General features: G+C 38.0%; 27 protein-coding genes, 1 tRNA gene and 2 pseudogenes. 10 read left to right on the top strand and 20 right to left on the bottom strand.

Annotation, left to right across the window (positions count from 1 at the left end; genetic code table 11):
• Window positions 1-162 precede the first annotated feature (162 nt).
• Window positions 163-576 (top strand): hypothetical protein, encoded by a 414-nt coding sequence (locus tag GD441_RS06760; RefSeq protein ID WP_191992118.1) that lies wholly within the window; start codon window positions 163-165, stop codon window positions 574-576.
• A 22-nt stretch (window positions 577-598) separates the two neighbouring features.
• Here the strand turns inward: GD441_RS06760 and GD441_RS17150 are convergent.
• Window positions 599-1,102: pseudogene (locus GD441_RS17150) on the bottom strand (IS3 family transposase); the annotation flags it as partial.
• An 803-nt stretch (window positions 1,103-1,905) separates the two neighbouring features.
• Here GD441_RS17150 and GD441_RS06740 point away from each other — a divergent pair.
• Together GD441_RS06740 and GD441_RS06735 are read left to right on the top strand one after the other, a co-directional pair.
• The gene (locus GD441_RS06740) at window positions 1,906-2,358 is read left to right on the top strand and encodes a helix-turn-helix domain-containing protein (protein ID WP_153125015.1); all 453 of its coding nucleotides are present in this window, start codon (window positions 1,906-1,908) and stop codon (window positions 2,356-2,358) included.
• Window positions 2,359-2,935: 577 nt separating this feature from the next.
• Window positions 2,936-3,349, top strand: a pseudogene (locus tag GD441_RS06735) (tyrosine-type recombinase/integrase); the annotation flags it as partial.
• Between the two features lie 107 nt (window positions 3,350-3,456).
• Here the strand turns inward: GD441_RS06735 and GD441_RS06730 are convergent.
• The 7 genes from GD441_RS06730 to GD441_RS06700 form a co-directional block, all read right to left on the bottom strand.
• A tRNA-Val gene (locus tag GD441_RS06730) sits at window positions 3,457-3,529 on the bottom strand.
• A 146-nt stretch (window positions 3,530-3,675) separates the two neighbouring features.
• Window positions 3,676-4,383: a hypothetical protein gene (locus GD441_RS06725; RefSeq protein WP_153125011.1), complete on the bottom strand. Its 708-nt coding sequence runs from the start codon at window positions 4,381-4,383 to the stop codon at window positions 3,676-3,678.
• Window positions 4,384-4,386: 3 nt separating this feature from the next.
• Window positions 4,387-5,199 carry an ATP-binding cassette domain-containing protein gene (locus GD441_RS06720; protein WP_153125009.1) on the bottom strand — a complete coding sequence of 271 codons (813 nt, stop codon included), beginning with the start codon at window positions 5,197-5,199 and terminating at the stop codon, window positions 4,387-4,389.
• Between the two features lie 423 nt (window positions 5,200-5,622).
• Window positions 5,623-7,614 (bottom strand): TRAP transporter permease, encoded by a 1,992-nt coding sequence (locus GD441_RS06715; RefSeq protein WP_153125007.1) that lies wholly within the window; start codon window positions 7,612-7,614, stop codon window positions 5,623-5,625.
• The gene (locus GD441_RS06710; protein WP_153125005.1) at window positions 7,607-8,152 is read right to left on the bottom strand and encodes a DUF1850 domain-containing protein; all 546 of its coding nucleotides are present in this window, start codon (window positions 8,150-8,152) and stop codon (window positions 7,607-7,609) included. The genes GD441_RS06715 and GD441_RS06710 overlap by 8 nt, the downstream gene beginning before the upstream one ends.
• Window positions 8,153-8,356: 204 nt before the next feature.
• Window positions 8,357-9,349 carry a TAXI family TRAP transporter solute-binding subunit gene (locus GD441_RS06705; RefSeq protein ID WP_153125003.1) on the bottom strand — a complete coding sequence of 331 codons (993 nt, stop codon included), beginning with the start codon at window positions 9,347-9,349 and terminating at the stop codon, window positions 8,357-8,359.
• Window positions 9,350-10,406: 1,057 nt separating this feature from the next.
• Window positions 10,407-10,949 (bottom strand): phosphatidylglycerophosphatase A family protein, encoded by a 543-nt coding sequence (locus GD441_RS06700; RefSeq protein ID WP_153125001.1) that lies wholly within the window; start codon window positions 10,947-10,949, stop codon window positions 10,407-10,409.
• A 182-nt stretch (window positions 10,950-11,131) separates the two neighbouring features.
• Between GD441_RS06700 and GD441_RS06695 the strand changes: the two genes are divergently transcribed.
• The 5 genes from GD441_RS06695 to GD441_RS17140 all read left to right on the top strand — a co-directional run bounded on the left by GD441_RS06695 (window position 11,132) and on the right by GD441_RS17140 (window position 13,927).
• A complete protein-coding gene (locus GD441_RS06695) occupies window positions 11,132-11,857 on the top strand; it encodes an alpha/beta hydrolase (RefSeq protein WP_153124999.1) in 726 nt (241 codons plus the stop codon).
• Between the two features lie 167 nt (window positions 11,858-12,024).
• Window positions 12,025-12,537 carry a YjcG family protein gene (locus GD441_RS06690; protein WP_153124997.1) on the top strand — a complete coding sequence of 171 codons (513 nt, stop codon included), beginning with the start codon at window positions 12,025-12,027 and terminating at the stop codon, window positions 12,535-12,537.
• Between the two features lie 6 nt (window positions 12,538-12,543).
• Window positions 12,544-12,966 carry a GNAT family N-acetyltransferase gene (locus GD441_RS06685; RefSeq protein ID WP_153124995.1) on the top strand — a complete coding sequence of 141 codons (423 nt, stop codon included), beginning with the start codon at window positions 12,544-12,546 and terminating at the stop codon, window positions 12,964-12,966.
• 269 nt (window positions 12,967-13,235) lie between these two features.
• The gene (locus GD441_RS17145) at window positions 13,236-13,568 is read left to right on the top strand and encodes a hypothetical protein (RefSeq protein ID WP_225434155.1); all 333 of its coding nucleotides are present in this window, start codon (window positions 13,236-13,238) and stop codon (window positions 13,566-13,568) included.
• The gene (locus GD441_RS17140; RefSeq protein ID WP_263862429.1) at window positions 13,565-13,927 is read left to right on the top strand and encodes a DUF421 domain-containing protein; all 363 of its coding nucleotides are present in this window, start codon (window positions 13,565-13,567) and stop codon (window positions 13,925-13,927) included. Before GD441_RS17145 ends, GD441_RS17140 begins: the two co-directional genes overlap by 4 nt.
• A 41-nt stretch (window positions 13,928-13,968) precedes the next feature.
• On the opposite strand, the gene GD441_RS06675 is transcribed toward GD441_RS17140, so the two are convergent.
• Window positions 13,969-14,592, bottom strand: a complete 624-nt coding sequence (locus GD441_RS06675) for a YdcF family protein (RefSeq protein WP_420849661.1) — start codon at window positions 14,590-14,592, stop codon at window positions 13,969-13,971.
• 291 nt (window positions 14,593-14,883) lie between these two features.
• Entirely contained in the window at window positions 14,884-15,204 is a 321-nt protein-coding gene (locus GD441_RS06670) for a hypothetical protein (RefSeq protein ID WP_153124989.1), read from the bottom strand.
• Between the two features lie 179 nt (window positions 15,205-15,383).
• On the opposite strand from GD441_RS06670, the gene GD441_RS06665 reads away from it, so the two are divergent.
• Window positions 15,384-17,672, top strand: a complete 2,289-nt coding sequence (locus GD441_RS06665; protein ID WP_153124987.1) for an ATP-dependent helicase — start codon at window positions 15,384-15,386, stop codon at window positions 17,670-17,672.
• Window positions 17,673-17,771: 99 nt separating this feature from the next.
• Here GD441_RS06665 and spoVIF read toward each other — a convergent pair whose 3' ends face one another.
• The 9 genes from spoVIF to GD441_RS06625 all read right to left on the bottom strand — a co-directional run bounded on the left by spoVIF (window position 17,772) and on the right by GD441_RS06625 (window position 22,436).
• Window positions 17,772-18,026, bottom strand: coding sequence for a sporulation-specific transcription regulator SpoVIF (gene spoVIF, locus GD441_RS06660; RefSeq protein WP_153124985.1), 255 nt, complete (start codon window positions 18,024-18,026; stop codon window positions 17,772-17,774).
• Between the two features lie 227 nt (window positions 18,027-18,253).
• Window positions 18,254-19,051: a hypothetical protein gene (locus GD441_RS06655; protein ID WP_153124983.1), complete on the bottom strand. Its 798-nt coding sequence runs from the start codon at window positions 19,049-19,051 to the stop codon at window positions 18,254-18,256.
• A 325-nt stretch (window positions 19,052-19,376) separates the two neighbouring features.
• The gene (locus GD441_RS06650; protein WP_191992116.1) at window positions 19,377-19,514 is read right to left on the bottom strand and encodes a YjcZ family sporulation protein; all 138 of its coding nucleotides are present in this window, start codon (window positions 19,512-19,514) and stop codon (window positions 19,377-19,379) included.
• Between the two features lie 280 nt (window positions 19,515-19,794).
• Window positions 19,795-20,151 carry a stage V sporulation protein AE gene (gene spoVAE, locus GD441_RS06645; RefSeq protein ID WP_153124981.1) on the bottom strand — a complete coding sequence of 119 codons (357 nt, stop codon included), beginning with the start codon at window positions 20,149-20,151 and terminating at the stop codon, window positions 19,795-19,797.
• An 87-nt stretch (window positions 20,152-20,238) separates the two neighbouring features.
• Window positions 20,239-20,394 carry a hypothetical protein gene (locus GD441_RS17135; protein ID WP_420849660.1) on the bottom strand — a complete coding sequence of 52 codons (156 nt, stop codon included), beginning with the start codon at window positions 20,392-20,394 and terminating at the stop codon, window positions 20,239-20,241.
• A 98-nt stretch (window positions 20,395-20,492) separates the two neighbouring features.
• Window positions 20,493-20,966: a stage V sporulation protein AC gene (gene spoVAC / locus GD441_RS06635; protein ID WP_153124979.1), complete on the bottom strand. Its 474-nt coding sequence runs from the start codon at window positions 20,964-20,966 to the stop codon at window positions 20,493-20,495.
• 16 nt (window positions 20,967-20,982) lie between these two features.
• Window positions 20,983-21,480: a sporulation protein gene (locus GD441_RS06630; protein WP_153124977.1), complete on the bottom strand. Its 498-nt coding sequence runs from the start codon at window positions 21,478-21,480 to the stop codon at window positions 20,983-20,985.
• A 353-nt stretch (window positions 21,481-21,833) separates the two neighbouring features.
• Entirely contained in the window at window positions 21,834-21,968 is a 135-nt protein-coding gene (locus tag GD441_RS17425) for a hypothetical protein (RefSeq protein WP_263862428.1), read from the bottom strand.
• Window positions 21,969-22,082: 114 nt separating this feature from the next.
• Window positions 22,083-22,436, bottom strand: coding sequence for a DUF1360 domain-containing protein (locus tag GD441_RS06625; protein WP_153124974.1), 354 nt, complete (start codon window positions 22,434-22,436; stop codon window positions 22,083-22,085).
• A gap of 157 nt (window positions 22,437-22,593) precedes the next feature.
• Here GD441_RS06625 and GD441_RS06620 point away from each other — a divergent pair, with 157 nt between their 5' ends.
• Window positions 22,594-23,142 (top strand): CotY/CotZ family spore coat protein, encoded by a 549-nt coding sequence (locus GD441_RS06620; RefSeq protein WP_153124973.1) that lies wholly within the window; start codon window positions 22,594-22,596, stop codon window positions 23,140-23,142.
• 44 nt (window positions 23,143-23,186) lie between these two features.
• Here the strand turns inward: GD441_RS06620 and GD441_RS06615 are convergent, their stop codons facing one another.
• Window positions 23,187-23,768, bottom strand: a complete 582-nt coding sequence (locus tag GD441_RS06615; protein WP_153124971.1) for a CotO family spore coat protein — start codon at window positions 23,766-23,768, stop codon at window positions 23,187-23,189.
• Between the last annotated feature and the right edge of the window lie 24 nt (window positions 23,769-23,792).

The following is a 23,792-nucleotide window of genomic DNA, read 5'->3' as shown; positions in this document are numbered from 1 at the left end:
TGTCACTTCCATTCTAGGTTTTTGGGTGTGTGGTAACCTCAATTATCCTTAGAATTCAGGGAGTGGCAATTTTTTTGCTTATAAAGCCCTCTATCTAGGCATTTTATAGCCTATTTAATATAAAAGTTTTGACAATACGATCTTTATAGAGAGGGGGATTTTATGAATTTTATTAGTAAATTCATTCGAAAATTATTTTTCAGTGAATTAGATAGATTTAGCCAAAGTTTAGGTTATAAAACTTGGGATGTACTGATGGAGAATACCTATCATATATTTACAATTCCGCCAGATGCAGAATGGTTTGCAACTGAACTACCTAATAAGAATTGGGCGGTGTGGAATGATGAGGGGGAACCGCCGTTTCCATTTACTGAGTTTTCGAAACGGGAAGATGCTATAAGATATTTGAGAAATATTTTTGAAAAGAACGGTTATCCAGAAGAAAATTGGGACCAGAAAGAATTGGTATTAGGTCAATATAGTAGACACAATTTTTTAGGCTTAAATCCTCTACCGCGCTATCGCTTGGTGGCCTCTTCATTCAAGTACAGAATGTCTTCTGTACTTGAATGAAGAGGAAAAGGTTGGTCTTGTGTTAACTGGCTAACTTCTTATAGTACATTTGTTCGTATTCTAAAGGCGATAAATACCCATTTGAAGAGTGTATTCTTTTTGCATTATAGAATACCTCGATATATTTATAGATTTCTTTTTTAGCCTGTTCCCTGGTTTTGTACTTCGTTAATTAGATCAGTTCTTTCTTCAATACCCTATGAAACGATTCTATACATGCATTATCATAACAGTTGCCTTTTCGGCTCATACTTACATCCATTTTGTAAGATTTTAATAGTTTTTGATAATCCTTCGATCAGTACTGGCTTCCTCGATCAGAGTGATGGAGAACAGATTCCTTTGGCGGTTGTTGCCGATTGTATGCTCTTTTTAGAGCTTGTATGACCAATTCCTTTGTCATAGTTTTGTCAACCGACCAACCTATAATCTTACGAGAATATAAATCCATAACGCTTGCCAAATAGATCCATCCTTCCGCAGTCGGGATATAAGTAATATCAGCTACCCAGACTTTGTTCGGTTTTGCCCAAGATAAAAAAGGCAAATTAAAGGATACAAAAGGGTAGCTCTGTTTTATGGATGGCTAACGGGTGCTTTAACAAAGGGTCGCTACTGCGGCTCTTTTTCTTGTTCTTCTAACGGGGCAGGTTACTTCAATAGTGAAACTATATTAATCGGTAATCGTATAGCCATATAACGATTAAACGGGGAGTGAATTTATTGGAGATTTTATATAGTTTTGTAGTAGGAGTTTTGTTCTTAACTGTTGGTATTATTGCTTTTTCCCTACTCCAAAATTGCCTTGGGTAATGAGATTTTCTATTATTTTTATTGGCATAGGATTTATTTTATATTCCCTATTAATGTTGTTCGACTTAATTTCTTCTTAAAGTAAAGGGTGCGTTAGTTGAAGATTATAAGCTTATTTGCATCTGTGTTTTTATTTTGTTATTCCATTAAAGGGCGCGTTCATCGAGCAACGCGTCTTTTTTGTATAGGGACATATTCTGGAATAAGGAAGGAAGGGGACATCTGAAATTGTAAGTTATTCAAGAAATGGGTAGTTTAACGGAATAAGACTTACAATAATTTAAGGTGACCTGACAAAAAGGTCACTTTATTAATATAGTCGTAGTTGATTTTTGTTTTTCAGCAAATGTGCAAGATTGTTCGGACTCGAATATATCTGGTTTTCAAATGGTGATTAAACTAGGATTTATAGATGGCAACTAGGGGTTGCGGGTGTATTGCAACTACCGTTATCTTTACTTTTAGCATTGGGTTTAACAATAATGAATTATAGATTATAGAAAAGTGATTGGTGGAATGATTTTTGGTGAGAAATTAAAAAGTGAAAGAAAGAATAGAGGTTGGTCTCAAGAAGAATTAGCAGAAAAACTTTTTGTAAGTCGACAGTCAGTTTCAAAATGGGAGACTGGTCAGAATTATCCAAGTATTGAAATCATTTTTAAGTTAAGTGATCTCTTTGGTGTAACGATTGTTGAATTGTTAAGGAGTGATGAAGAATTGACAAAGAAAGTAATTAAAGATAGTAAGCAATTGGCTCATCCGAAATTAAAATTTATGTTTGATGTTTTATTTTTAATAGGTGTTGCTCTTTTGGTGATAAAAATAGGTATTGTTATTCTAAACAAATTTACTGCTTTAGATTTTACTTTGTATGGTGGATCGTTTTTTTGGAATTTTGGATCTTTAATTTTAATGTTTGGTGCAGGTATTGGTTCCAGCATTGTTAAAGAAAAATATAAAGAAGATTAAAACATTTTCATCTCATAAGTACTGTTTTAACAGCTTATCCGTAATGGAATAAGTATTGCTATGATCAAAACAAATTAGATTAAATTTTTAAGCAACCGGGGGCTTTAACAGAAGTCCTCTTTTGTTTTTTTTCTAAAATCGATCTTCCGCAAACGGGAGCGATTGTGGAGCAACTTAGGTAGATAACTATCAAACTTTTTTATAAAATCGAAACTTAAATCTGCTAGATAAGAATCCATTTTGAACAGTCTTTTTTCAAAATGGATTCTTTTTGTTTACTGTATAATGTAGATTTTCCGGATATTTTTGATTAATTTTTTTTCAAAATCTTCGAAACTGTCTATATGTCGATGATTATAAAGCTCAAGCCTTATTTGATTTCATCGAAAAATACGGAAAATAAAAGAGAGCCATAATCAATCCTCGAATATAAATTCTACATTTTGAGATATCCATTTACTTACAAAGAGAGATAAAACAAAAAAAATTAAAAACCTCTAAATTTACTCTTAGAACGGCAGAAAACCGAAGCTATAATATCTGAGAATTAACCGGTGTTTATACAAGACTAAAAACAGTTAGATCGAGAAGGCAAATCCCGATTTCTAACGCTGTTGTTTACGAATTGCTTGTATATAAAGCAAAACAAGAACAATGGAAAGAGCGATTAAAAGAGGCTTTTGAAGACAATGATCTTGTCATTTGTACGGAAACAGGTACGCCACAAGATCCTCAAAATGTTTTACGAGTGATGCAGCGTTTTTGTGAAGCAGCAAAAGTTCCTAAGATTCGTTTTCATGATTTACGGCATACACATGCTTTCATTTTACTTTCAACAGGTTTGGATATTGTTAAAGTATCAGCTCGACTTGGACTCGCTAATCCGAGAGTCACATTAGAAATCTACGCTCACATTTTACCAAGCAATCAAGATGAAGTAGCCGAAATTTTTGAAAATGTTATGAAAGCGAAAAGGCACAAATCGTGTTAGCAAAATGTTAGCAAATGACCTTCACGGCTTAAATAAGGTTGCTGTATCACAAATAACAAAAAGCCTGTATCCCTTGCTACACAAGGATTACAGGCTTCTGTTCAATATGATTCCGACTGGGATCGAACCAGCGACCTCCACCCTGTCAAGGTGGCGCTCTCCCAGCTGAGCTACGGAATCGAAATATGGTAAAGACATATATAAATATATCTTTTCAGTACAAGGTTGTCAATATCTTTAGGATAAATTTCTCGCATCTTCCTATCCGTAACCAATCAATCATTCGATCCCCTACCATTTTCATGGGAACGTAGGAGATTCCCTCCTCACCTTTCCCTGCGCAAATACAGCTTCTGGATGATGACTACTGCAACCAGCATGTACGCGATCACAAGAAACAGATCACTGAGGAATTCTTCAGGAAGTCTTCCTGCATCTCCCCCTTTTAACGGTGTATAAAGGAGAGAAAGTGGCGGCAGAACATAAATTGTCCAATCCAGCCACGACGGTAGAGCTTCATGAATTTGAGAGGCTGCTAGGGATGTTGTAACTGTAATAGCAGCGAGCAGCCAGACATATTTGACGGCTACCAATCGAGTGGCGGTAAAAAAACTGCCGGTTAATATACCGAGACTTCCGAGTCCAATATGAGCGTAAAAGGATAGCAGGTGGTGAACCAGCGTAACATTGCCTCGGAAATGTCCGAATACGATAGGGTAAAAATGAGCGACTATAAACAGCGGCAGCATGAACAGAAAAGCTGTCAGCCATTTCCCATACAAAAACCTTGTTTTATCTCGAAGTGCCAGCTGCAGCAAATGCTTTTCATTTTCAGCCTCTAACCGAAAAATACTCATAGAAATCCAGGTCATGATTACAAAAAGGACAACGGCTGAATTCGCATAGCTGCTTAAAATCGGTACATTTCGATAAGCATATAAAACCACGATCCATGTTATATACAAGGCGTATGGTGGAATGATTTGAAGAGAACGGAGAAAGTTTTTGGCTTGGTAGGTGATAAAATGCTTCATTCCTTATTTTTTCTCCTTTACTTCCAGAATCGAACAGCCGCTTTCTAGTAAGTTCATAAGCAGCTTGTCCTTTTCATCTTCACGAACGTCACAAAAGATTTTGTTGTTCTCCTGATGACATGTGTCAAACTTTGAGTCCTTCCATCCTGGTGGAATTTCAGCTAAAACAAAAAACACCTTCTGCTTCTCTCTCATCATACTATCTGAAAGGATTCGGCCGTTTTCTAAATGAATCACACGATCCGCTAACAGCTCCACTGTATCCTGCTCATGAGCTGTAAATAAAATCGTACGGCGTTCTTTTTCTTCCTTAAATATAGTAAGCAATTCTTTTTGCGACGTTTCATCTAAACCGGACAGTGGTTCGTCTAGCAGCAGCAGTTCACTTTCCACAAGCAGAGCTTGCAGAATTCCTGCTTTTTGCTTGGTTCCTTTTGAGCATTTTCTCAGTGGCTGGTTCAAAAAAGGTATTAGTTCAAGCCTCTCTGCATACGCAAGGATCTTTTCTTTTAAATCACTTTCTTCCTTCCCAGCCATTTTTCCAAGCAGTAGCAAATACTCCTGAAGCCGGAATCGAATGTGTTCAGGAAAATGCTCCGGTACATAGGCAATGCTGTTTGTATCTACCTTCCATTCACCCGCATCACAACCGTAAATACCAGCTGCAAGCTTTAAGAGACTGCTTTTCCCAGAGCCATTATGCCCCGTGATCGCGACCTTCTCACCTTTATCAATCTGAAATGAAAGATCCTTTAGAATGGAAATGGAATCGATCTTTTTATGTACATTTTTTGCTACAATAATTGGCTGTTTCATAACTTCCCTCGAGTTTTTCTTTATTTTACCATAATGAAGCTATTTAATTGTATACGTTGATGCGAAAATCAACCTGTACGCTCTGATCCTGTAGTTCCCAATTAAACAGCAAGCCAAAATGAATGACAAATGTAATTCAACCGATAGCGAAAATAATTCAACCCGTTCTTAAAATAATTCAACCCGTTCTGGAGATTATTCAACCCATTCTGGAGATGATTCAACCCATTCTGGAGATAATTCAACCCGTTCTTGAAATAATTCAACCCGACTTCGGAATAATTCGACCCGTTCGGGAGAAAATTCAACCCAATTTTTAACGTATTCAACCTAAATTCGAAATGATTCAACCCGACCGCTACAGAACAGCTCCCCTTAATCCTATATGAAAAAAGCCCTCCGAAGAGAGCTTTTCATCATTCGTTATAAAGAACCTTTAACAGATTGTTCCGTATGAGTATCCTTATTTTTTATAACAATTTGCAACACTAGTAGAGTGGCGAATAGTCCAAGTCCAACCATATCTGAAATGCTTTCCGGATAAATCAGGAGAAGACCTGCTATGATACCAGCAGCTCTTTCGTACCAGAAGAGCTTTCGGAACCAATACCCGATCATTCCTGCTCCGATGGCGATCATTCCTGTAAATGAAGTAAATACAACCCAAATAATCTCTGGAATCGTTGTATCAATCAGAAGCATTTCAGGTGACAGCACAAATACATATGGAATGATGAAGGCTGCTATAGCAAGCTTGGCTGAAATAACGCCTGTCCGGATTGGTTCCCCTCCTGAAACCCCTGCAGCTGCAAAGGCAGCGAGTGCAACAGGCGGAGTGATGTCTGCGATAATACCAAAATAAAAGACGAATAGATGCGCTGATAAATCCGGTACACCCATTAGGATAATGGCTGGAGCGGCAATCGTGGATGTAATAACATAGTTTGCTGTTGTCGGTGAGCCCATCCCTAAAATTAATGAGGCAATCATTGTAAAAATGAGTGTTAATATTAATTTTGCATCTGCACCTGATACAAGCGTACCTGCAAAGGTAATGAGTCCAGTTGCCATTTTTAATCCAAGTCCAGTCTTTGTAACAACCCCTACGATGATCCCTGCGCAGGCAGTGGCTGCGGCTACGGACAATGCCGTTCTCGCACCATCCACTAGTGCATCGATAAATCCTCTTATTCCAATTCTTGATTCTTTTCTGATTTCACTAACCACTACCGTAATCAAGATCGACCAGAGAGCTGCTCTCATCACACTCATATCTGACATAAGTAGAATAATGATGGCCAAAATCGGGATTAACAAATAAAGCTTCTTTAAAACTTCTTTAAGACTAGGCATCTCTTCGTCTGTTAATCCACGAAGTCCTAGTCTTTTTGCTTCAAAGTGCGTCATGATCCAAATCCCAGCAAAATACAGTACGGCTGGGATGGCTGCTGCTTTGGCAATATCCCAATAGGTAATGCCTCCACCGATAAACTCAACCATAAGGAACGCAGCTGCTCCCATGATTGGTGGCATAAGCTGCCCACCAGTTGATGCTGCTGCTTCAACGGCACCTGCGAAATCCTTTTGGTACCCCAATCGTTTCATCATCGGAATTGTAAAGGCCCCTGATGTTACTACGTTTGCAACAGAGCTTCCACTGATTGTACCTTGCAATGCGCTGGAGAAAATCGCTACCTTAGCCGGACCACCAATTCTTTTTCCAGCAATGGCAACGGATAAATCATTAAAGTATTCTCCAACACCCGTTCTGACAAGAAATGCTCCGAATAGAAGGAAAACAAAGATAAAGGTTGAAGACACGCCCAACGGTGTTCCCAAAATTCCTTCTGTTGTAAAAAACATCGTTTGAACTAGACGGTCAAGTGTAAGACCTCGGTGCGCCAAGAATCCCGGCATATACGGGCCGTACAAAGCATAAATCATAAACAAACCTGCAATAATGGTAATCGGTAACCCAACCGTTCTTCTTGTTGCCTCTAAAACCAACACGATGGCTGCTAGTCCAACATAATAATCCATCGGTGTTAGGTTACCTACTCTCATAACCAGATCTTCCATCATAATCGGCCAATAGGAGCCTACAACCACACCCAGTATGGATAAAACGATATCATACCAGGCAACCTTGCCTTTTTTCAGGTTCTTTTTTCTTGCCGGGAAAAGTAAGAAAATTAAGGCCAATGCAAAGCCAAGGTGAATAGAACGCTGAAGCTGTGCCATTAAAGGCTTATCAATAGCTGTGTAGACCTGAAACAACGAGAAAGCGAGCAAACCAAAGAAGACGATCCATCCCATAATGCCGTTGAGCTTTCTCATTCCAGCTTCCGGATCATATTTTTCAATCAGTTCCTGCTGCTCCTCTAATGAAAGAGTTCTTTCTTTTAACTCACTCATGGATGTTCACTCCTTTCATTCTCTTCCAAAAGCTTAATTTTTCAATATCAATCCTGACCCAAGTGCCTGGCTTAACGAAGCTTTTCATTTCATACTCCTGCCCGTTTACAATCAATCTATGGTTTGCACGCACTTGTCCAACTTTTAGATCAATATACGGGAATACACGATTCATGTTTTTTATATAATATTTTCCATCTTCCTTCACAAATTTTTCTCCCTGTCCCGCATTGGCAGGCATCCCGATCGCAAAATCCTCAAACTCTAATTCTGTTTGACGGATCTCACCCTTATTGGTAGCTTCATAGGTTTCGACAACATCAGATAAATGGATCGAATGAGTATATTTAATTTGGAAGGTATGGTTCTTTTCTAAAGGCAAATAAGCAAGCAAGGTGTCGGTATTCTCATAATAGAACACGACTGATTTTTGAAATGGTATAAAAATAAAGAATAAAATCAATACCAAGAATAAGAGGGGTAATAGTATAGAGAGCGGCCTTTTAAAAAGCCTATTGTTTCGATTTCGTTTTTTCATAGCATCTCCACTCTAGGCAGGTGTCCTCAAGATTATTAAAAGAGGTTCTCTACTCTAAAAATCAATAAGTGAGAAACTATTTTAATAGATTTAACTTCAATAAAGCTCCAATCGACACGTAGATTCCTAAACATTTTGCTTAAAGCTAAACAGCAAGAAAAGATAGACCAGCAAGAACCGGCCTATCCTTCACGATTTTAGCGCTTATTTTTTTACGCCCTTTTCATCAAAGTACTTTTGAGCACCTGGGTGTACGTCAATTCCCACACCGTTCAGTGCATTTTCAACTTTGATGATCTTACCTTTTGCGTGAGTTACTTTATCAAGATTTTCGAAGATAGCCTTTGTAATGTCATAAACAAGATCCTCTTCAAGATCGTCACGAACTACAAGCATCGCTTGAACCGCAACTGTTTTTACAGGTTCTTTAATTTTGTATGTGCCTGCAGGAACCTCGTCTTTAGCGTAGTAAGGATATTTCTCAATTAACGCATCAATTTTATCTTCAGCAATTGGAACGATGACAACGTCAGTCGTTGCAGCAAGACCTTCTACAGCACCTGTTGGAGTACCAGCTGTAATGAAAGCTGCATCAATTGTGCCGTCTTGGATTCCGCCTGTAGACTCGTCAAAAGAAAGATTTTGAGCCTTGATATCCTTCATGGTCATTCCGTGAATTTCAAGGATTTGCTCAGCATTTGCATACGTTCCAGATCCAGGAGCCCCAACTGATACGGACTTTCCTTTAAGATCTTCAACAGATTTAATTCCAGATTTAGCAGTTGTAACGATTTGAACTGTCTCAGGATATAAAGAAGCAAGCGCTTTTACGTTTGTTACTTTCTTTCCTTCGAACATTAATTTACCTTCTGTAGCGTAAGAAGCGATATCGGTTTGAGTGAACGCGATATCTGCATCACCTGTTTTAATAGATTCCATGTTTTCTGCAGATGCTCCGGAAGATTGAGCAGTTGCTTCAGCATTTGTATTTTCTGTGATGATATTAGCAAACGACCCGCCAAGTGGATAATATGTACCGCCAGTTCCACCTGTAACGAGGTTAAGAAACTGTTTTTTTCCGCCTTTATCCCCTGAATCCTTGCTCTCCCCAGCATCATCTTTGCCTCCACATGCAGCTAAAACAAGTGAAAGCGTCAGCATGAATACTAGTGATAGTATAAAGTTTTTACGTTTCATTCATATTCCCCCTTTGTATATTTTAAAAGTTACGATTATTATTTTAACACAAAATATTTAGAATATGCTAATTTTTTCTCGGAATAATAATCATTCTAAAAAATCTATAATTAATAAATATTCATTCATTTATAGCGAGTTTACATGCTGAATGCTTACAAAAAGATTCACAACCACCCGACAACACACATCATTGTAGATGTGATAACTCAAACTTTTTTAGGCATGCCAAAAGGCTGCTTGTTAAAACCTAGAAAGTTAAACAAAAGAGGGATTTCATTTAGTAGCTCAAATAGACGTCAACCCTTACACAAAGTTTTACTTGATGTACAACCTAAAACCGTCTGGAATTTGGGAAATAAAAAAGGCCGATTGAGTATATTTCAATCTGCATTTCTTTCAAAGTGCTGAATGAATCATTCGAATTGCCACCTAAATCATTCAACTCGTTCTCGAAATAATTCAACCCGTTCTCAAAATAATTCAACCCATTCTCAAAATAATTCAACCCGTTCTCGAAATAATTCAACCCGTTCTCGATTTAATTCAACCCGTTCTCGAATTAATTCAACCCGGTCTCGATTTAATTCAACCCATTCTCAAAATAATTCAACCCGTTCTCGAAATAATTCAACCCGTTCTCAAAATAATTCAACCCATTCTCAAAATAATTCAACCCGGTCTCGGATTAATTCAACCCGTTCTCTAAATAATTCAACCCGTTCTCGATTTAATTCAACCCGTTCTCGAAATAATTCAACCCGGTCTCGGATTAATTCAACCCATTCTCGATTTAATTCAACCCGTTCTCAAAATAATTCAACCCGTTCTCGATTTAATTCAACCCATTCTCGGATTAATTCAACCCATTCTCGAATTAATTCAACCCGTTCTCGATTTAATTCAACCCGTTCTCGAAATAATTCAACCCATTCCAACATTATTCAATCTGTCGAGTTTATGATTGTCCCCGCACCTCATTAACTGATTGCCCCCTCTCTATTAATCAAAGAAAAAAAGAGCCTTTCAAAATGAAGGCTCTAATACATTCAATCTATCAATTAACTTTCTCTTTTTCTCGTTGATCCATAAGGGCTTCTTCTTCGTCTCTTAATCGATGGGCAAGTCTTGAGGCAGCACTTGCTGCAATGCTTCCCACCATATCATCTAGAAAAGTATGGACTCCGTTACCCTTTTTCGTATCTAATTCTCGAATAATCCCGATTTTATTTTTATCAAGATGGCCGAAGGTTGTTACAGCGATACTTCCGTAGCCTAGTACAGCTCCAAAGGCGATTGTTTCATCGACACCGAACAAGCCTTCGTCACTTTCAATAATACTTTGCAATGGCTCAGACAATTTCTTTTGCTCAGCCAGCTTGTCCAATTCGATTCCGACCAATAAGGCATGTTGGATTTCTCTTTTCTCTAAAACCTTTTCTACACTTTCAATACAATCCTTCAGCGTTAAATTTTTATTATAGGGAATTTGCATTTCATATACGATTTCAGCGATTGCTTCAATGCTTACGCCACGTTCGATTAAGGCATCCTTTGCCGCTTTTGTTACATCTCTTGAATGTACTCGTTTTGCATTCATTTTATCCCGCCTCTCCTTCAGCTGTAATATAGTTTGCTATTGAACCCATTATATCATGTCTTTTCATCTGGCTTGCTAGATTTTGTATAGGTGATCCGAAAGCTTTAAAAAGATATTTTCCCTATGTCTATGTTACAATACTAGTTAAGAAAACCCTTACAAACCATATTAGGAGGTATTTCATGAGTGTTCCAAAGGGGTCTATCAAAGAAGTAACCTTTTACAGCAAGGCTTTAGGAGAAGAATTGACTCTTTTAGTATATTTGCCAGCAGTCTTCTCTCCCCTCTACAAATATTCATTGATCCTTGCCCAGGATGGAAAAGACTATTTTCAATTCGGACGGATTGGCAGGGCTGCAGATGAGCTTCTGCACAATCGAGAAATCGAGAATGTAATCATTGTAGGTATTCCCTATAAGGATGTGAAGGATCGAAGAAGCAAATATCATCCGCAGGGCGAAAAGCATGAATCCTACCTTCGTTTTCTGGCACATGAGCTTGTACCGTTTCTAGATAAAGAGTTTCCAACCTATCAAATCGGAATGGGAAGAGCGTTAATGGGTGATTCCCTAGGGGCAACCGTATCACTCTTAGCAGCCTTGAAGTATCCGCATACTTTCGGGAAAATCATTTTACAATCACCTTATGTAAATGAAACCGTACTTGAATTAGTTGAGAATTTCACCACTCCACATCTCTTACAGCTCTATCATGTTGTCGGTACCAATGAGATTGAAGTGCCTACAACGGACGGTAAGAAAAAGAATTTTATTGAGCCGAACCGTAGACTACAGGAATTATTTAAGAAAAAAGGATTCGCATGTTTTTATGAGGAATTTGAAGGCGAGCATACATGGAAGTACTGGCAAAAGGATCTACCTCGTGCTCTTAAACAAAACTTTCGTTAGGGCAATGGATCTGGTATGTTGTATACATAGTAAAAGGATTAACCGATTTCGTTTTCTTATTGTCCGAAAATTTTGTTATAATAATAAACGAAAGACAGAATGAGAAAGAATGATTCGTTTCAACAGTAAAAATAAACGGATCACACAGATCTTTAGGAGGTATTTGTATGAAATACGGAGTGGCTATTTTTCCATCAAAAAAGCTTCAGGACCTTGCCAATTCATATAGAAAACGTTATGATCCGCATTACTCTCTTATTCCACCTCATTTGACATTGAAAGGACCGTTTGAGGCAAACGACGAGCAAATTAAAGATATTGCTAGAAAAATAGAGGACATCGCCAAAAAATTTGATCCGTTCACTATGAAAATACTAAAGGTTAGCTCATTCCAGCCCGTGAACAATGTCATTTATCTGAAAGTTGAGCTTAACGATACGCTTCAAGGCTTGTATAATAGCTTGCATGACGATTTCTTCGGTGAAAAGCCTGAATATTCGTTCGTTCCTCATATTACAATTGCTCAAAAGCTTTCAAATGACGAGCATTCTGATGTGTATGGTCAATTAAGAATGCTTGATATCAAACATGAAGAGGTCATCGATCGATTCCATTTGCTATATCAATTAGAAAATGGTGCATGGACCGTATTTGAAACATTTCGTCTTGGAAAGGAATAACAAATCGTGAATGTCAAGATCGTTAGCAATGAGAAAGAGCTTCAAGATGCTTTTTCAGTAAGAAAAACTGTATTTGTTGATGAGCAAAAGGTTCCCGTTGAAGAAGAAATCGACTCATTCGAAGATGAAGCGGTGCATTTTGTTTTATATGATGATGAACAGCCTGTCGGTGCCGGGCGTTTTCGGTTGGTAGATGGAATGGGAAAGGTTGAACGCATTTGCGTATTGTCTTCCCACCGGAAAAAAGGGGCTGGCAAAATAATTATGGATGCCATTGAAGAGTATGCTGCGAAGCAAGACTTGAAAAAACTAAAGCTGAATGCCCAAACACATGCCATTCCTTTTTACGAAAGACTCGGATATGAAGTGGTCTCTGAGGAATTCCTCGATGCCGGCATTCCCCACAAAACCATGATGAAAACGATATAAATCCAATCAACACGATTAATTCACATTCAGACTGGATAACGATTGTCATGGGGTAATATCAATAATTAGAAGTTAGAGATCGGGACTTCATCAATCGGTCGGTTTGTTTAATTTATCAGTCAGATTGGTAAATAGATCAGTCGGTTTGGTAAATAGATCGGTCAGTTTAAATAAATGTATCAGTCGATTTGGTAAATAGAATCGGTCAGTTTAAATAAATGTATCAGTCGGTTTGGGTAAATAGATCGGTTCTAGGATCAAAAATTCGGTTGTCTCGAGCAGGATATCGGTCGTTAGGAGCAATATATCGGTCGTCAGGAACAATATATCGGTCGTTAGGACCAATATTTCGGTCGTCAGGAGCAAGATATCGGTCATCAGGAGCAAGATATCGGTCGTCAGGAACAATATATCGGTCGTCAGGAACAATATATCGGTCGTCAGAAGCAAGATATCGGTCGTCAGGAACAATATATCGGTCGTCAGGACCAATATATCGGTCGTCAGGACCAATATATCGGTCGTCAGAAGCAATATATCGGTCGTCAGAAGAGAGCCATCAATTGTCATTCACAAAGGAAAAATCAACTATAAACAGTTGAAAAAAAATCATTTAGACATTAACCAACTTCAGCACTTGCTTCGTTCAAAAGATGTGTTTTCAATTAGGGAATGTGAATACGCCATTTTAGAAACGGATGGAACAATATCTGTCATGAAAAAGCAGCCTTATTCCAATGTAACACTTGAAGATTTAAAGATTTCCAAGAAACAACAAACTCTCCCCGTTTCCTTGATCTTGGATGGAATGGTGATAAAAGACAATTTAGCAAGCATACAAAAAGACGAATCCTGGCTTTTGAATGAGATTCGTCAAAGGGGAGCAAAAACCGTAGAAGAGGTTTTATACGCGGAATGGCTGGAAGAGGAGCCGCTACTTGTTCAAAAATATGAAGGGTAGATGGCTTCCCTACCCTTATGCGTGAATAATATCGTGTAAATTCAAACAGAAAGCCGGAAATATACAAAAGAATCCTGCAAATGAAAAGGTGATAAAATTTGGTAGCCTGTCAGATAAATCCATTCCTTTAAAAAGAAAGGAATTTTTGTTTTGTAGGTTTTATAAGCCGATTCAGGCGTAGGGGATGAATGAACAGCCAAGCCTAAGTCCTCTGCCATAACAATTGCTCTTTTCATATGAAGTGGATCGCTTACAATGACAAAGGTTTTAAGGTTTTCTTTCTCTGCTAATTCTTTTGCATACTTGAGATTTTCTTCTGTAATGGTCGATTGGGTCTCTAAAAATATATCTCCTTCGCTTACCCCTTTTGACATAGCATACAGCTTAGAGGCTTCTGATTCTGACAGCTTTTCGCCTGCCGCCTTTCCACCAGTAAAAATAATCTTATCGACCGTCTTATTTTGATAAAGCTCAATCGCATGATTGATTCTTCCTTCAAGTACTGGCGACGGCTTTCCGTTCCAAGCGGCAGCTCCTAGTACAATCGCTGCATCCGCTTTCACATCGTTCTCTACGACCTTACTATAATACAAGATTTCTGCCGCATTATATAAAATAAACATCATCCCAATGACCAGGATCCACTTTGCTGCTTTCTTCAACAATGTTATTCTTCCTTTACCACCATTCATCTATTTTTTCGATGCTTCGCTTCGAACTTCCTTTTTTTGTAAGGCTTATTACAAGGGTTGCTACAGACACTCGGGACAATGCCCAGGAAGAAAGATTTTTTTGTAGTAGCTGATGAAATTTATTCTACCATGATTTTTCCGATTATGAGGTGACATTTTTCTGTCATTTCTTGGAGACATTGGAGGTTTTTTTTTAACAATAGCTTTATAATAGATTCTATTGAATTCTATTTTACCACTTACAAACCTTTTCTGAACAGTTTGTCAAATTATTTCGTTAAAGAGCCTGCCTTTTCCTGTAATCTCGGCAGCTGTTTTTTGAACAAGTTCAGCCTGCATCGCTTTTTTATACTTATTTTGAATGATATACGGAAGTTTTGTTTTCTGCTTAGGATTCTTAAGGTGTGCTTCCTCACGGGCTTCATCGTCTTTATCTTCTTGATCTTCCGATACCCTATGATACTTAACCGGTAAAACAGGACGCAATCCCTGTACAAATTGGAACGGTTTTTTCTCTCCATCCGTTTCAGTTCTTTTTGCATACTGCAAATAATCATATCGAGTTACTGGCGCAATATACCCCATGATTTCACCCCCTGTACGATGTTCCTTACTATAGGATTCGTATGGCACGATTGTTTTCTTACCTTTTTATATAAATATTAAACACTCGTTGCATAGTGTTTTTTTATTATATGTTCTGTTATCATGTTGTTTGACAGTTTTATCTGAAGATTTTCGCTGGAAAATGAGGTTTTCACTATATGAAATTAGCAAAGTTCAATCAAGAAACTATAGACTTAGCTAAGCTTTCTTCGGACAGGTTTAGCATCATTTATGATTCGGCTAAACGGGATTTAATCACTTGTTTAAAGTGTGGAAAACCCGTTCGACTCTATTTGGGAATGCACGAAGAGCCTTATTTTTTCCATGATGGTTCGATTGAAAAATTCTGTGATGTCGACACTTCAGAGAATTCATCCACCTTTATATCCCAAGAACAAATGTATGTGGAAAGAAATGGATTTCGCATACCTGTTTCAAGAAGTATCACGGCTGAAAAGCCATTGCCTGGAAGTTCATCCTTTCGAGTGAGTACTCGAATTCAGAACAACCCACCCTTTTTACAAAAAGACATACCAAATGAGGACCTTTTGCCGTCTTATCTTGAGAAGCTTCGGCAGGAAGGAATTACCTTAGATCGTGAACAAAGAAGAGCCGTCACGTCCATCCATGGTCCTCTGCTCGTTTTGTCAGGTGCCGGGAGCGGGAAAACGAGAGTGCTGACTGCCAGAACCGCGTATATGATTCAGGAGGAAAAGGTCTTACCTAAAGAAATCATGCTCGTAACCTTCACAGCTAAAGCAGCCAAGGAAATGAAGGACCGTTTGCTTACATATCCAGATATGACCGGTGACATTGTCAATCAGCTTGTAACAGGTACCTTCCATAGCATTTTTTACCGAATCCTGATGTTCCACGAACGTAACAAATGGACCCGGGATGCCCTTATAAAATATGATTGGGAAAAAGAAACGATTTTGAAGGCGGCTGGAAGAGACTTAGGATTGGACGAGAAAGAGTTTGCTTATGATCAGGCTATTGCCCAAATCGGATTATGGAAGAATTCTTTGCTTTTCCCTTCCGATCTAAGAGCTTCTGACGCTTTTGAAGAATCATGCCTGTCCCTTTATGCAAAGTATGAGGAATATAAAAATGAAACGGGACGCTACGATTTCGATGACATGCTTGTAGGCTGTTACAGGCTGTTAAAGGAATCTCCGGATCTATTGCATTTCTATCAAAATCGTTTCCGATATTTCCTTATAGACGAGTTTCAAGATATCAATAAGGTGCAGTACGAGTTGATTAAGCTGTTAGCAAAATCTCACCAAAATATTTGTGCAGTAGGAGATGACGATCAGGCGATCTATTCGTTCCGGGGAAGTGATCCAGCTTACATTTTGAATTTTGATAAGGATTTCCCTCATGCGAAGGTCATTACCTTAACCGAAAATTACCGGTCGTCCCATGAAATCGTCGCAACAGCTAACCGAATCATTTCGAAAAATGAGAAGCGTAAGCCAAAGCGAATGACAGCCCAGCATAACTTCGGAGACGCACCCGCTCTTTTTTATCCTTACGATGAAGAGATGGAAGCGATTATGGTTTTGACAGATATTCAAGAAAAAATCAGACAAGGAGCCAATCCTTCAGAATTTGCCATTCTGTATCGTACTCATACGATGTCACGGGCGATCTTTGAACGACTTGCTCAGTCCAATCTACCATTTGTCATAGAAAAAGATGCGGAATCCTTCTATGATCGAAAAAATGTCAGAAGTATTCTTGCTTTTTTAAAACTGAGCCTGAATCCTCATGATAGCACGGCGATTGGCGAAATTTTGCCGTCATTATTTTTGAAGGGAAGCATCCTTAAGGAGTTAAAGGCTCAAACCATCCTACAGGATTGCGATTACATTTCTGCTCTTGGACACGTGAAGACGGGTTTTTCTTTTCAAGAAAAGAAATTACAAAAGCTCCCTGCCATTCTTCGAGGGCTGAAGGATATGTCACCAGTAGTGGCCATTGAAGTGATTGAGAAAGATATTGGATTTTCGGATTACTTAAAAAAACGGGGAAGCGAAGTTAGCAGGCTCGAAAAAGGCTCGGATGATTTGAAGGACTTGAAGGTGGCAGCGAAAAAATTTCGTTCCGTTTTGGAATTTGTGGAGCACGCCAACCATATGCGGGCAATGAATAAAGAAGTGAAAGAGCTGTCCAAGCATTTTCGGGAAGCCATCTCCCTATTGACCATACATCGGTCAAAGGGTCTTGAGTTTCCTTATGTATATGTGTTAAGTGCAGTTGATGGTTCCATTCCGCATGATTATGCATTAGAAGACCTTCGAAATGGAAATAAAGATGCATTAGAAGAAGAAAGACGGTTGATGTATGTTGCAGCAACTCGGGCTATTAAAGAGCTAAATATCTCCATACCTCAAACGCGGCGTGGTCGAGAAGCCTATCCATCACGATTTTTAAAGATTTGACTAAAGGGACGGAATACTGAAATGAGACAATTTCAGTGTTCTGTCCCTTTTTCCTAGATTTGCATTGCATATGTTCTTTGAAACAAAGCAGGTGAAAAGCTATTTCTTATTTAGCATGTTTGCAATCGTGCTTAAATCAATTTGTTTTCCATCGTTTATAACGGATTGTATAATTTTATCCTCAAGCTCTTGGCTAACAGGCTTATTCGCGATTTGAGATACTCTTTTTATAACACTGCGAATCGTATGTTCATCCTTAAAGTTTGCCCCCTGTAGAGAATTAGCCAATTCGAAAATATCTTTCATATTCACACCGGTCTTATTTTCCATGTTTTTAAAAAAATGATGATCCATTTTCATGCCCTCCTTCTCTGTATTTTTATCTTATGTTGGGCGAAAAAAAAAGTGCAAGTGCTCCTTAAATTTTATGTAAGTCTATGAAAAATGGATATCTCGACTTTTTTTTCGTTATTATTAATATTTATGTTTTTTATCCATAATGCTAGGATACTCGTCCATACCTTTTATTTATCACAACATAATATATGTTGAGTTTAAATTGAAAGGAGAAAAACAAAGTGTCATTTCCAAATAGAAATTCCTTTAAACAGGATAAACATTCTGATTCCATCAAAGGAACTCTTGTGAAAGTGGGCAAGGACTTTATTGAGTTGAAAAAAGACAGTAAGAGAACCATCATTAGATTTTCCAACATAAAAAAAGTCACCTTCTCTAAAGATTGCCGAGTAGATGACTGCCATTGCCATCATAACAAATGTTGCGATAGAAGGGACGATCATGACTTTAGATGCAGGGAGCACCACAAGTGTGATGATCGAAATGATGGCTTCAATTTTTTCGACCATTTTTGGAAAAAGCCGAACCATTTCAAAGACTGTGACAGGATGAGATTTAAACGTGATGACTGGGGCTTCCATAAAGGATTTGATTGTCACGATCATTGCTGTAGGCGTAATGACTGCCATGACTGTTGCAAGCATGATCATGACAAAAAGCATCATGACTGCTTTATGCATGATGATGGGCATTTTGAAAAAGATCCTGATTGGTGGATGAATGATGATTGGGATTTCAAAAAACGTCATGATGGGTGGATACATTTTAAAAAGCATCATAATTGGTTGAAGCATAATGGTTGGGACTTCAATAAGCATCATGATGATGATAGACATGACGATTGCGATTGTCATAAGCATCATGATGGTGATCGGCATAATGACTGGGATTTCAAAAAGCATTATGGATGTGATTTGCATGATGATTGCGATTGTCACAGGCATCATGATGGTGATCAGCATGATGACTGGGATTTCAAAAAGCATCATGGATGTGATTTGCATGATGATTGCGATTGCCACAGGCATGATGACTGCTGGAGGCATGACGATTGTAAGAAATGCTGCGACTGCTGCAAAAAGGATCTCACAACACGTGAAAGGCTGCATTGTTTGATTGGATGCAAAGTAAAAGTTTTTCTATGTTGTAACTAATATTATTGCACCCCTGCATATTTTTAGCGGGGGTGTTTTAATTTCGGTGACGACCTATTCAGATGATGACTGATATTTTGATGCTGACGACCAATATATTCGATGAAGATCGATATCTTAATCCTGACGACCGATATATTCCTTCAAATTAAAACGGAATGGTTTCCCATTCCGTTTTCTGATCCTGTTATTATCAGCAGAAAGATGCACCTACGATAATTAACAAGATGAATAATACAACGATTAAAACGAAGGTAGAGCCGTAACCTCCGCCGTAACCTCCGCCGTAACAACAGCCACCGTATCCACCGTATCCACCGAATCCGTACATTCCATTCACCTCGCTTCCGCTTAGTTCATTTATAACATATGAAAGTTCGGGCAAAGGTGTATGGGCTCTTCCCCATATACAAAGGCTTATTTTTCATTTAATAACAACAACTTATCTTGATTTCTCAGCATTTTTCTAAAGTTAACCTCTCTTTTCCTTCTTTAATCAGAAAAAAATTTTTTTAATTACTGAGCTTTTCTTGCATAACTCTACCATTTCAAATTCCTTCAATCTTCTTCAGTCTCTTTATTTACCGTTCTTACCTAAAGATCGAGCTGCTTCAACCCTTAGGCTTGAACAGAAGCGCTCCTAAAAACCCGAACACAATAGCTGATGAAATACCTGAACTTGTGACTTCAAACATTCCTGTTAGTACCCCAATAATTCCATGCTGCTCTGCCTCGTGAATAGCACCGTGTACGAGCGAATTACCAAAGCTTGTAATAGGAATCGTTGCCCCAGCACCAGCAAAATCAATTAGTGGCTCATACCATCCAAGACCATCCAAAATTGCACCTACTACAACCAATGTGCTTAAGGTATGTCCAGGTGTAAGCTTTGCTACATCAAACAAAAGTTGACCTATTACACAAATAATCCCACCAATTACAAACGACCAAAAAAACATGGGTAGCATACTTCATCCTCCTTTTATTCGATAAGATTCCTAGATGTGTTAAAATTCTCCAGCAACTGCATGAGCTATACATGAAATGGTTTCACCTTACTGATCGGATAGTGGTAATAACAACGCTCCTGTTGCCACAATTACCAGTCTTTTATATTTGACCTTCTTTATTTGATTTAATAAATGACCATTAATAACGGTTACTTTTTCCATCCATAAATCATCATGCAAGATATAAAATTCTTCAGCCAATTTACCGTTTTTCTCGAACGGTCCTCCTGATACCCCGGTTGAAAGGATTACCAGTGTATTTGTAAAGCGCCATGAATTGCTTGCCTATTAACATGTTGTTAGCCTGCAAGCTGCAGGATCAACGTTTTTATTAAAGCTACTACGAATGCGGAAAACACCCCAAAAATAATGACTGAGCCAGCTAGTTTAAAAATATTGCCGCCTACTCCAAGAACAAACCCTTCAGTGCGGTGCTCTATTGCAGCCGAAATCACAGCATTGCCAAATCCTGTGACTGGTACTGCACTTCCTGCACCACCAAATTGCCCTAATCTGTCATATATACCAAAGCCCGTTAATAGCATGGAGATAAAAATCATTGTAGCAACGGTAGGGTTCCCAACTGTCTGCTCAGTAAAATTAAAGAAATAAAGATACATATAAGATATGGCCTGTCCAATGACACAAATAATGCCTCCTACTAAAAAAGCTTTTACACAATTTTTCAACAAAGGTCTTTTCACTTCATGAATATCCTGCAGCTGTTGGTAGCTTTGCTGTTGTGGAGTCAATTTCGCTTTTTTATTGTTCATGTATTTTCCTTCTCTCTCATGTTTGTTCTTTTTGAAGCTTTAAAATCTTTTTAAACCTTTTTTTCGCCTTTTCTCTTGAATAATTAGGATCTTTTAATTTCTCGTTCAGTTCAACCGCTTCAATAAATATTTTGTAGTCGCTTGAAACAACAAATGTATGATGCGGATATTTTTTCTCTAGCTTTTTTTTCAGTTCTTTTTCGATTTTTTTCATGCGAAATCTGTGTAAATGCTTCACCTTGTATGCCACCAATATGTTTTTCTTTCCAGCTATAATGGCTGCATCGTAGATCTCAGGAAAGGATAGCACATATTTATGAAGCTCCTCAGAGAACTGAAATTCTTTCTTTGTCTCATGTAAAACGGCTGGATGTGGATTCGTTGTTTTTATCAACGCTAGCTTTGCTTCCTTTGATTTCTCATCTTTTGAACACCCTGTGATAAAAATAATTCCAAGTGACAAGATAAGAAAAAAAACATATATGTACTTCTTTCCATCTCTTTTGTCCTTCATACAATCACTCCTAATGACAAGTACATGATTTTTTGTTATTCTTTACTGAATCCGGAAAATTATAATTTAGGAACAGAAATATTTTGTCTTGAATAAAAAAAAGAAATGCAGATTGCCCTGCATTTCTTGGGGTGTAGCCAAAGTATATTTCACGCACATTCAGACTGATTGAAAACGCTTGTCAGTCGAGGAACGAACCCGTGCGAGGAGCGGAGTTACCCTAAATGGTAATGAGCACCGGAGTAGGGTGTGTGACGAAGAATGCGAGCGTTTGTCAACAGTCTGAAAAATGCAGATTGCCCTGCATTTCTTGGGGTGTAGCCAAAGTATATTTCACGCACATTCACATTATGTTAGTATGATTTTTTCTGTTTTCCACAGCCACATCCATTCTTTTTCATCATTGGTTGGCTTTGATTTTTGTATTGGCTTTCACTTTTTGGACTTGAATTGGTTCCACCAGAAGTTTTATATATCTTTTGCATCATGTTAATCCTCCTCCCATCCATAATATCTGCTTCATACTTTAGGATATGAGAACGGACAAAGTTTGCCTGTACAAATAGCCTATTGAAATGCTCTTTTTATCCATTTACTCTTCATTATGATTTAAGCCAATTTTGTACAGCTGTTTCAAAGAAGGAAGCGAGTCCTGCTACAGCTAGAACGGTAATGACAGGCCCAGACCAGGACGGTATGAAGTAATACGAAAATACAAGAATGATGGAAACCCAAACTCCTATACACCAATAACAACTTAGCAGTTCCCCAATCCAACCTTTTAAACCATCTTTTTTGGGAATGAAATAAATTTCTTTGACTCCGTTTTCCTCTTCTTCTACTTCATCAAAGAATGGTGATCGCAAAAATTCCGTAATTTTATCAAAAACAATCAGCCGAGTCAGACGAAAGCTGGCTAATCCCAATAATAAAAAGTGAAAAACATTGTCAAACATCTTTACACCTCCATATTATGAATAAAAAGTTTGAGATGCTGTCATTAATTTTGACTTGTCTATCGTTTTTGAAATAGGCATCTATCTCATACCTTTTCTAGTACACTTTCATACTCTGTAAGTGACATAAGTCAAATATATTATAGGAGGAATTTCAATGGGTTGTGGACATGATAGATCTACAAAAGAATGTGTTTGTGATGCATTACGTGCAGTTGCCGAAGCTCAGGATAGAGTTGATCGCGACTGTGATTCAAGTTGTAACCAAGCAGTTAGGGAATTAACGGGTCGTGAAAATAGAGATAATTTTGATACGATCCCATTACTGTTAACTTGCAATTGTAAACCATTTGAAGGAGTAGGTGCTAGAAGAAGCAGATTTGGCAATGATTTATATAATGTTGAGCGTAGTTTTTTATTCCGTGTTAATGAAGTAGATAAAAATTGCTGTGCAACATTAGAATTATTAGAGCCTATAGATTTTTCCCAAGATTCTTTTAGAGATGAAAGTTCAGATTCAAGTGACTCCAGAGAATTCTCTGAATTTCACAAGCATGGTAAAAATGATGATAAATCGGACTTTGATAAATTCTTAAAGAAACTAGATAAGGCTAGAAGAATTAGACGAACTGGCGTTTGTATTACAGTTGATTTAAATGCATTTACTTCCGTTTCTTGCTTATCACCTGTGAAAACCCACTTCTAATCAGAAGGCTACTGCTAAGCAGTAGCCTCCTTTCTTTTTCCTCTTTATAAACTCAATACTTTAATCGATTCAATATCCTCCAATTTACACTCCACCTGTTTTTGTCCAAAACCCGTCTTAATAAGGTAAAGATCCCCTTTTTTCTTTTCGATCGATCCTTGTATAGCAGTACCATTAATAACCATTTCACAAATCGGCTTTGGAACCACAAGAGGAATCCGGGCTAAAAAGTTCATTAACTCTTCTTTAGACATTTCACTGAATTTCTTTTTTTTATTATTTTTTTCAATCGTTTCTTCGTCTAAAATCAATTCCCTAGCAACAGAATTCTCCATGTCCAACTCTTTTTCAGCATTTTGCTCAATACTCGTACTAACCTCAACAACCTCCATTTCTGAAAAGCTTTCTTCATATGCATGTTCTGTTTGACTAATATTGGTAACTTCCATTCCATTTGATGCATGAGGTTTACGTTGAGCATTGCTTTCATCATCTATTTCTACCACTTCTTTGGACTTTCTCTTACTACGGTATTCTGACTGCATATTTTGCTGAGGAGGCGAAATGGATGGCTGAATGATATACATAAATGGCGTTTTCTTTTTTTCATCCTTTTCTCTACTCATTTATTTCCCTCCATGAAATCGTCG

The organism is Peribacillus tepidiphilus (genome assembly GCF_009466385.1).
GTDB classification, from domain to species: domain Bacteria; phylum Bacillota; class Bacilli; order Bacillales; family DSM-1321; genus Bacillus_BN; species Bacillus_BN tepidiphilus.
This window is presented reverse-complemented; position numbering and strand designations above follow the sequence as displayed.

Bases quoted from the DNA above. Each gene is read 5' to 3' on its own strand.
- GD441_RS06650 (WP_191992116.1), bottom strand. From the start codon at position 19,514: ATGTACGGATTCGGTGGATACGGTGGATACGGTGGCTGTTGTTACGGC.
- GD441_RS06620 (WP_153124973.1), top strand. From the start codon at position 22,594: ATGGGTTGTGGACATGATAGATCTACAAAAGAATGTGTTTGTGATGCA.
- GD441_RS06700 (WP_153125001.1), bottom strand. From the start codon at position 10,949: ATGAATGCAAAACGAGTACATTCAAGAGATGTAACAAAAGCGGCAAAG.
- GD441_RS06695 (WP_153124999.1), top strand. From the start codon at position 11,132: ATGAGTGTTCCAAAGGGGTCTATCAAAGAAGTAACCTTTTACAGCAAG.
- GD441_RS06740 (WP_153125015.1), top strand. From the start codon at position 1,906: ATGATTTTTGGTGAGAAATTAAAAAGTGAAAGAAAGAATAGAGGTTGG.
- GD441_RS06625 (WP_153124974.1), bottom strand. From the start codon at position 22,436: ATGTTTGACAATGTTTTTCACTTTTTATTATTGGGATTAGCCAGCTTT.
- spoVAC (WP_153124979.1), bottom strand. From the start codon at position 20,966: ATGAACAATAAAAAAGCGAAATTGACTCCACAACAGCAAAGCTACCAA.
- GD441_RS06705 (WP_153125003.1), bottom strand. From the start codon at position 9,349: ATGAAACGTAAAAACTTTATACTATCACTAGTATTCATGCTGACGCTT.
- GD441_RS17425 (WP_263862428.1), bottom strand. From the start codon at position 21,968: ATGATGCAAAAGATATATAAAACTTCTGGTGGAACCAATTCAAGTCCA.
- GD441_RS06710 (WP_153125005.1), bottom strand. From the start codon at position 8,152: ATGAAAAAACGAAATCGAAACAATAGGCTTTTTAAAAGGCCGCTCTCT.
- GD441_RS06760 (WP_191992118.1), top strand. From the start codon at position 163: ATGAATTTTATTAGTAAATTCATTCGAAAATTATTTTTCAGTGAATTA.
- GD441_RS06670 (WP_153124989.1), bottom strand. From the start codon at position 15,204: ATGGGGTATATTGCGCCAGTAACTCGATATGATTATTTGCAGTATGCA.
- GD441_RS06615 (WP_153124971.1), bottom strand. From the start codon at position 23,768: ATGAGTAGAGAAAAGGATGAAAAAAAGAAAACGCCATTTATGTATATC.
- GD441_RS06715 (WP_153125007.1), bottom strand. From the start codon at position 7,614: ATGAGTGAGTTAAAAGAAAGAACTCTTTCATTAGAGGAGCAGCAGGAA.
- GD441_RS06725 (WP_153125011.1), bottom strand. From the start codon at position 4,383: ATGAAGCATTTTATCACCTACCAAGCCAAAAACTTTCTCCGTTCTCTT.
- GD441_RS06720 (WP_153125009.1), bottom strand. From the start codon at position 5,199: ATGAAACAGCCAATTATTGTAGCAAAAAATGTACATAAAAAGATCGAT.
- GD441_RS06630 (WP_153124977.1), bottom strand. From the start codon at position 21,480: ATGAAGGACAAAAGAGATGGAAAGAAGTACATATATGTTTTTTTTCTT.
- GD441_RS06665 (WP_153124987.1), top strand. From the start codon at position 15,384: ATGAAATTAGCAAAGTTCAATCAAGAAACTATAGACTTAGCTAAGCTT.
- spoVIF (WP_153124985.1), bottom strand. From the start codon at position 18,026: ATGGATCATCATTTTTTTAAAAACATGGAAAATAAGACCGGTGTGAAT.
- spoVAE (WP_153124981.1), bottom strand. From the start codon at position 20,151: ATGCTACCCATGTTTTTTTGGTCGTTTGTAATTGGTGGGATTATTTGT.
- GD441_RS06690 (WP_153124997.1), top strand. From the start codon at position 12,025: ATGAAATACGGAGTGGCTATTTTTCCATCAAAAAAGCTTCAGGACCTT.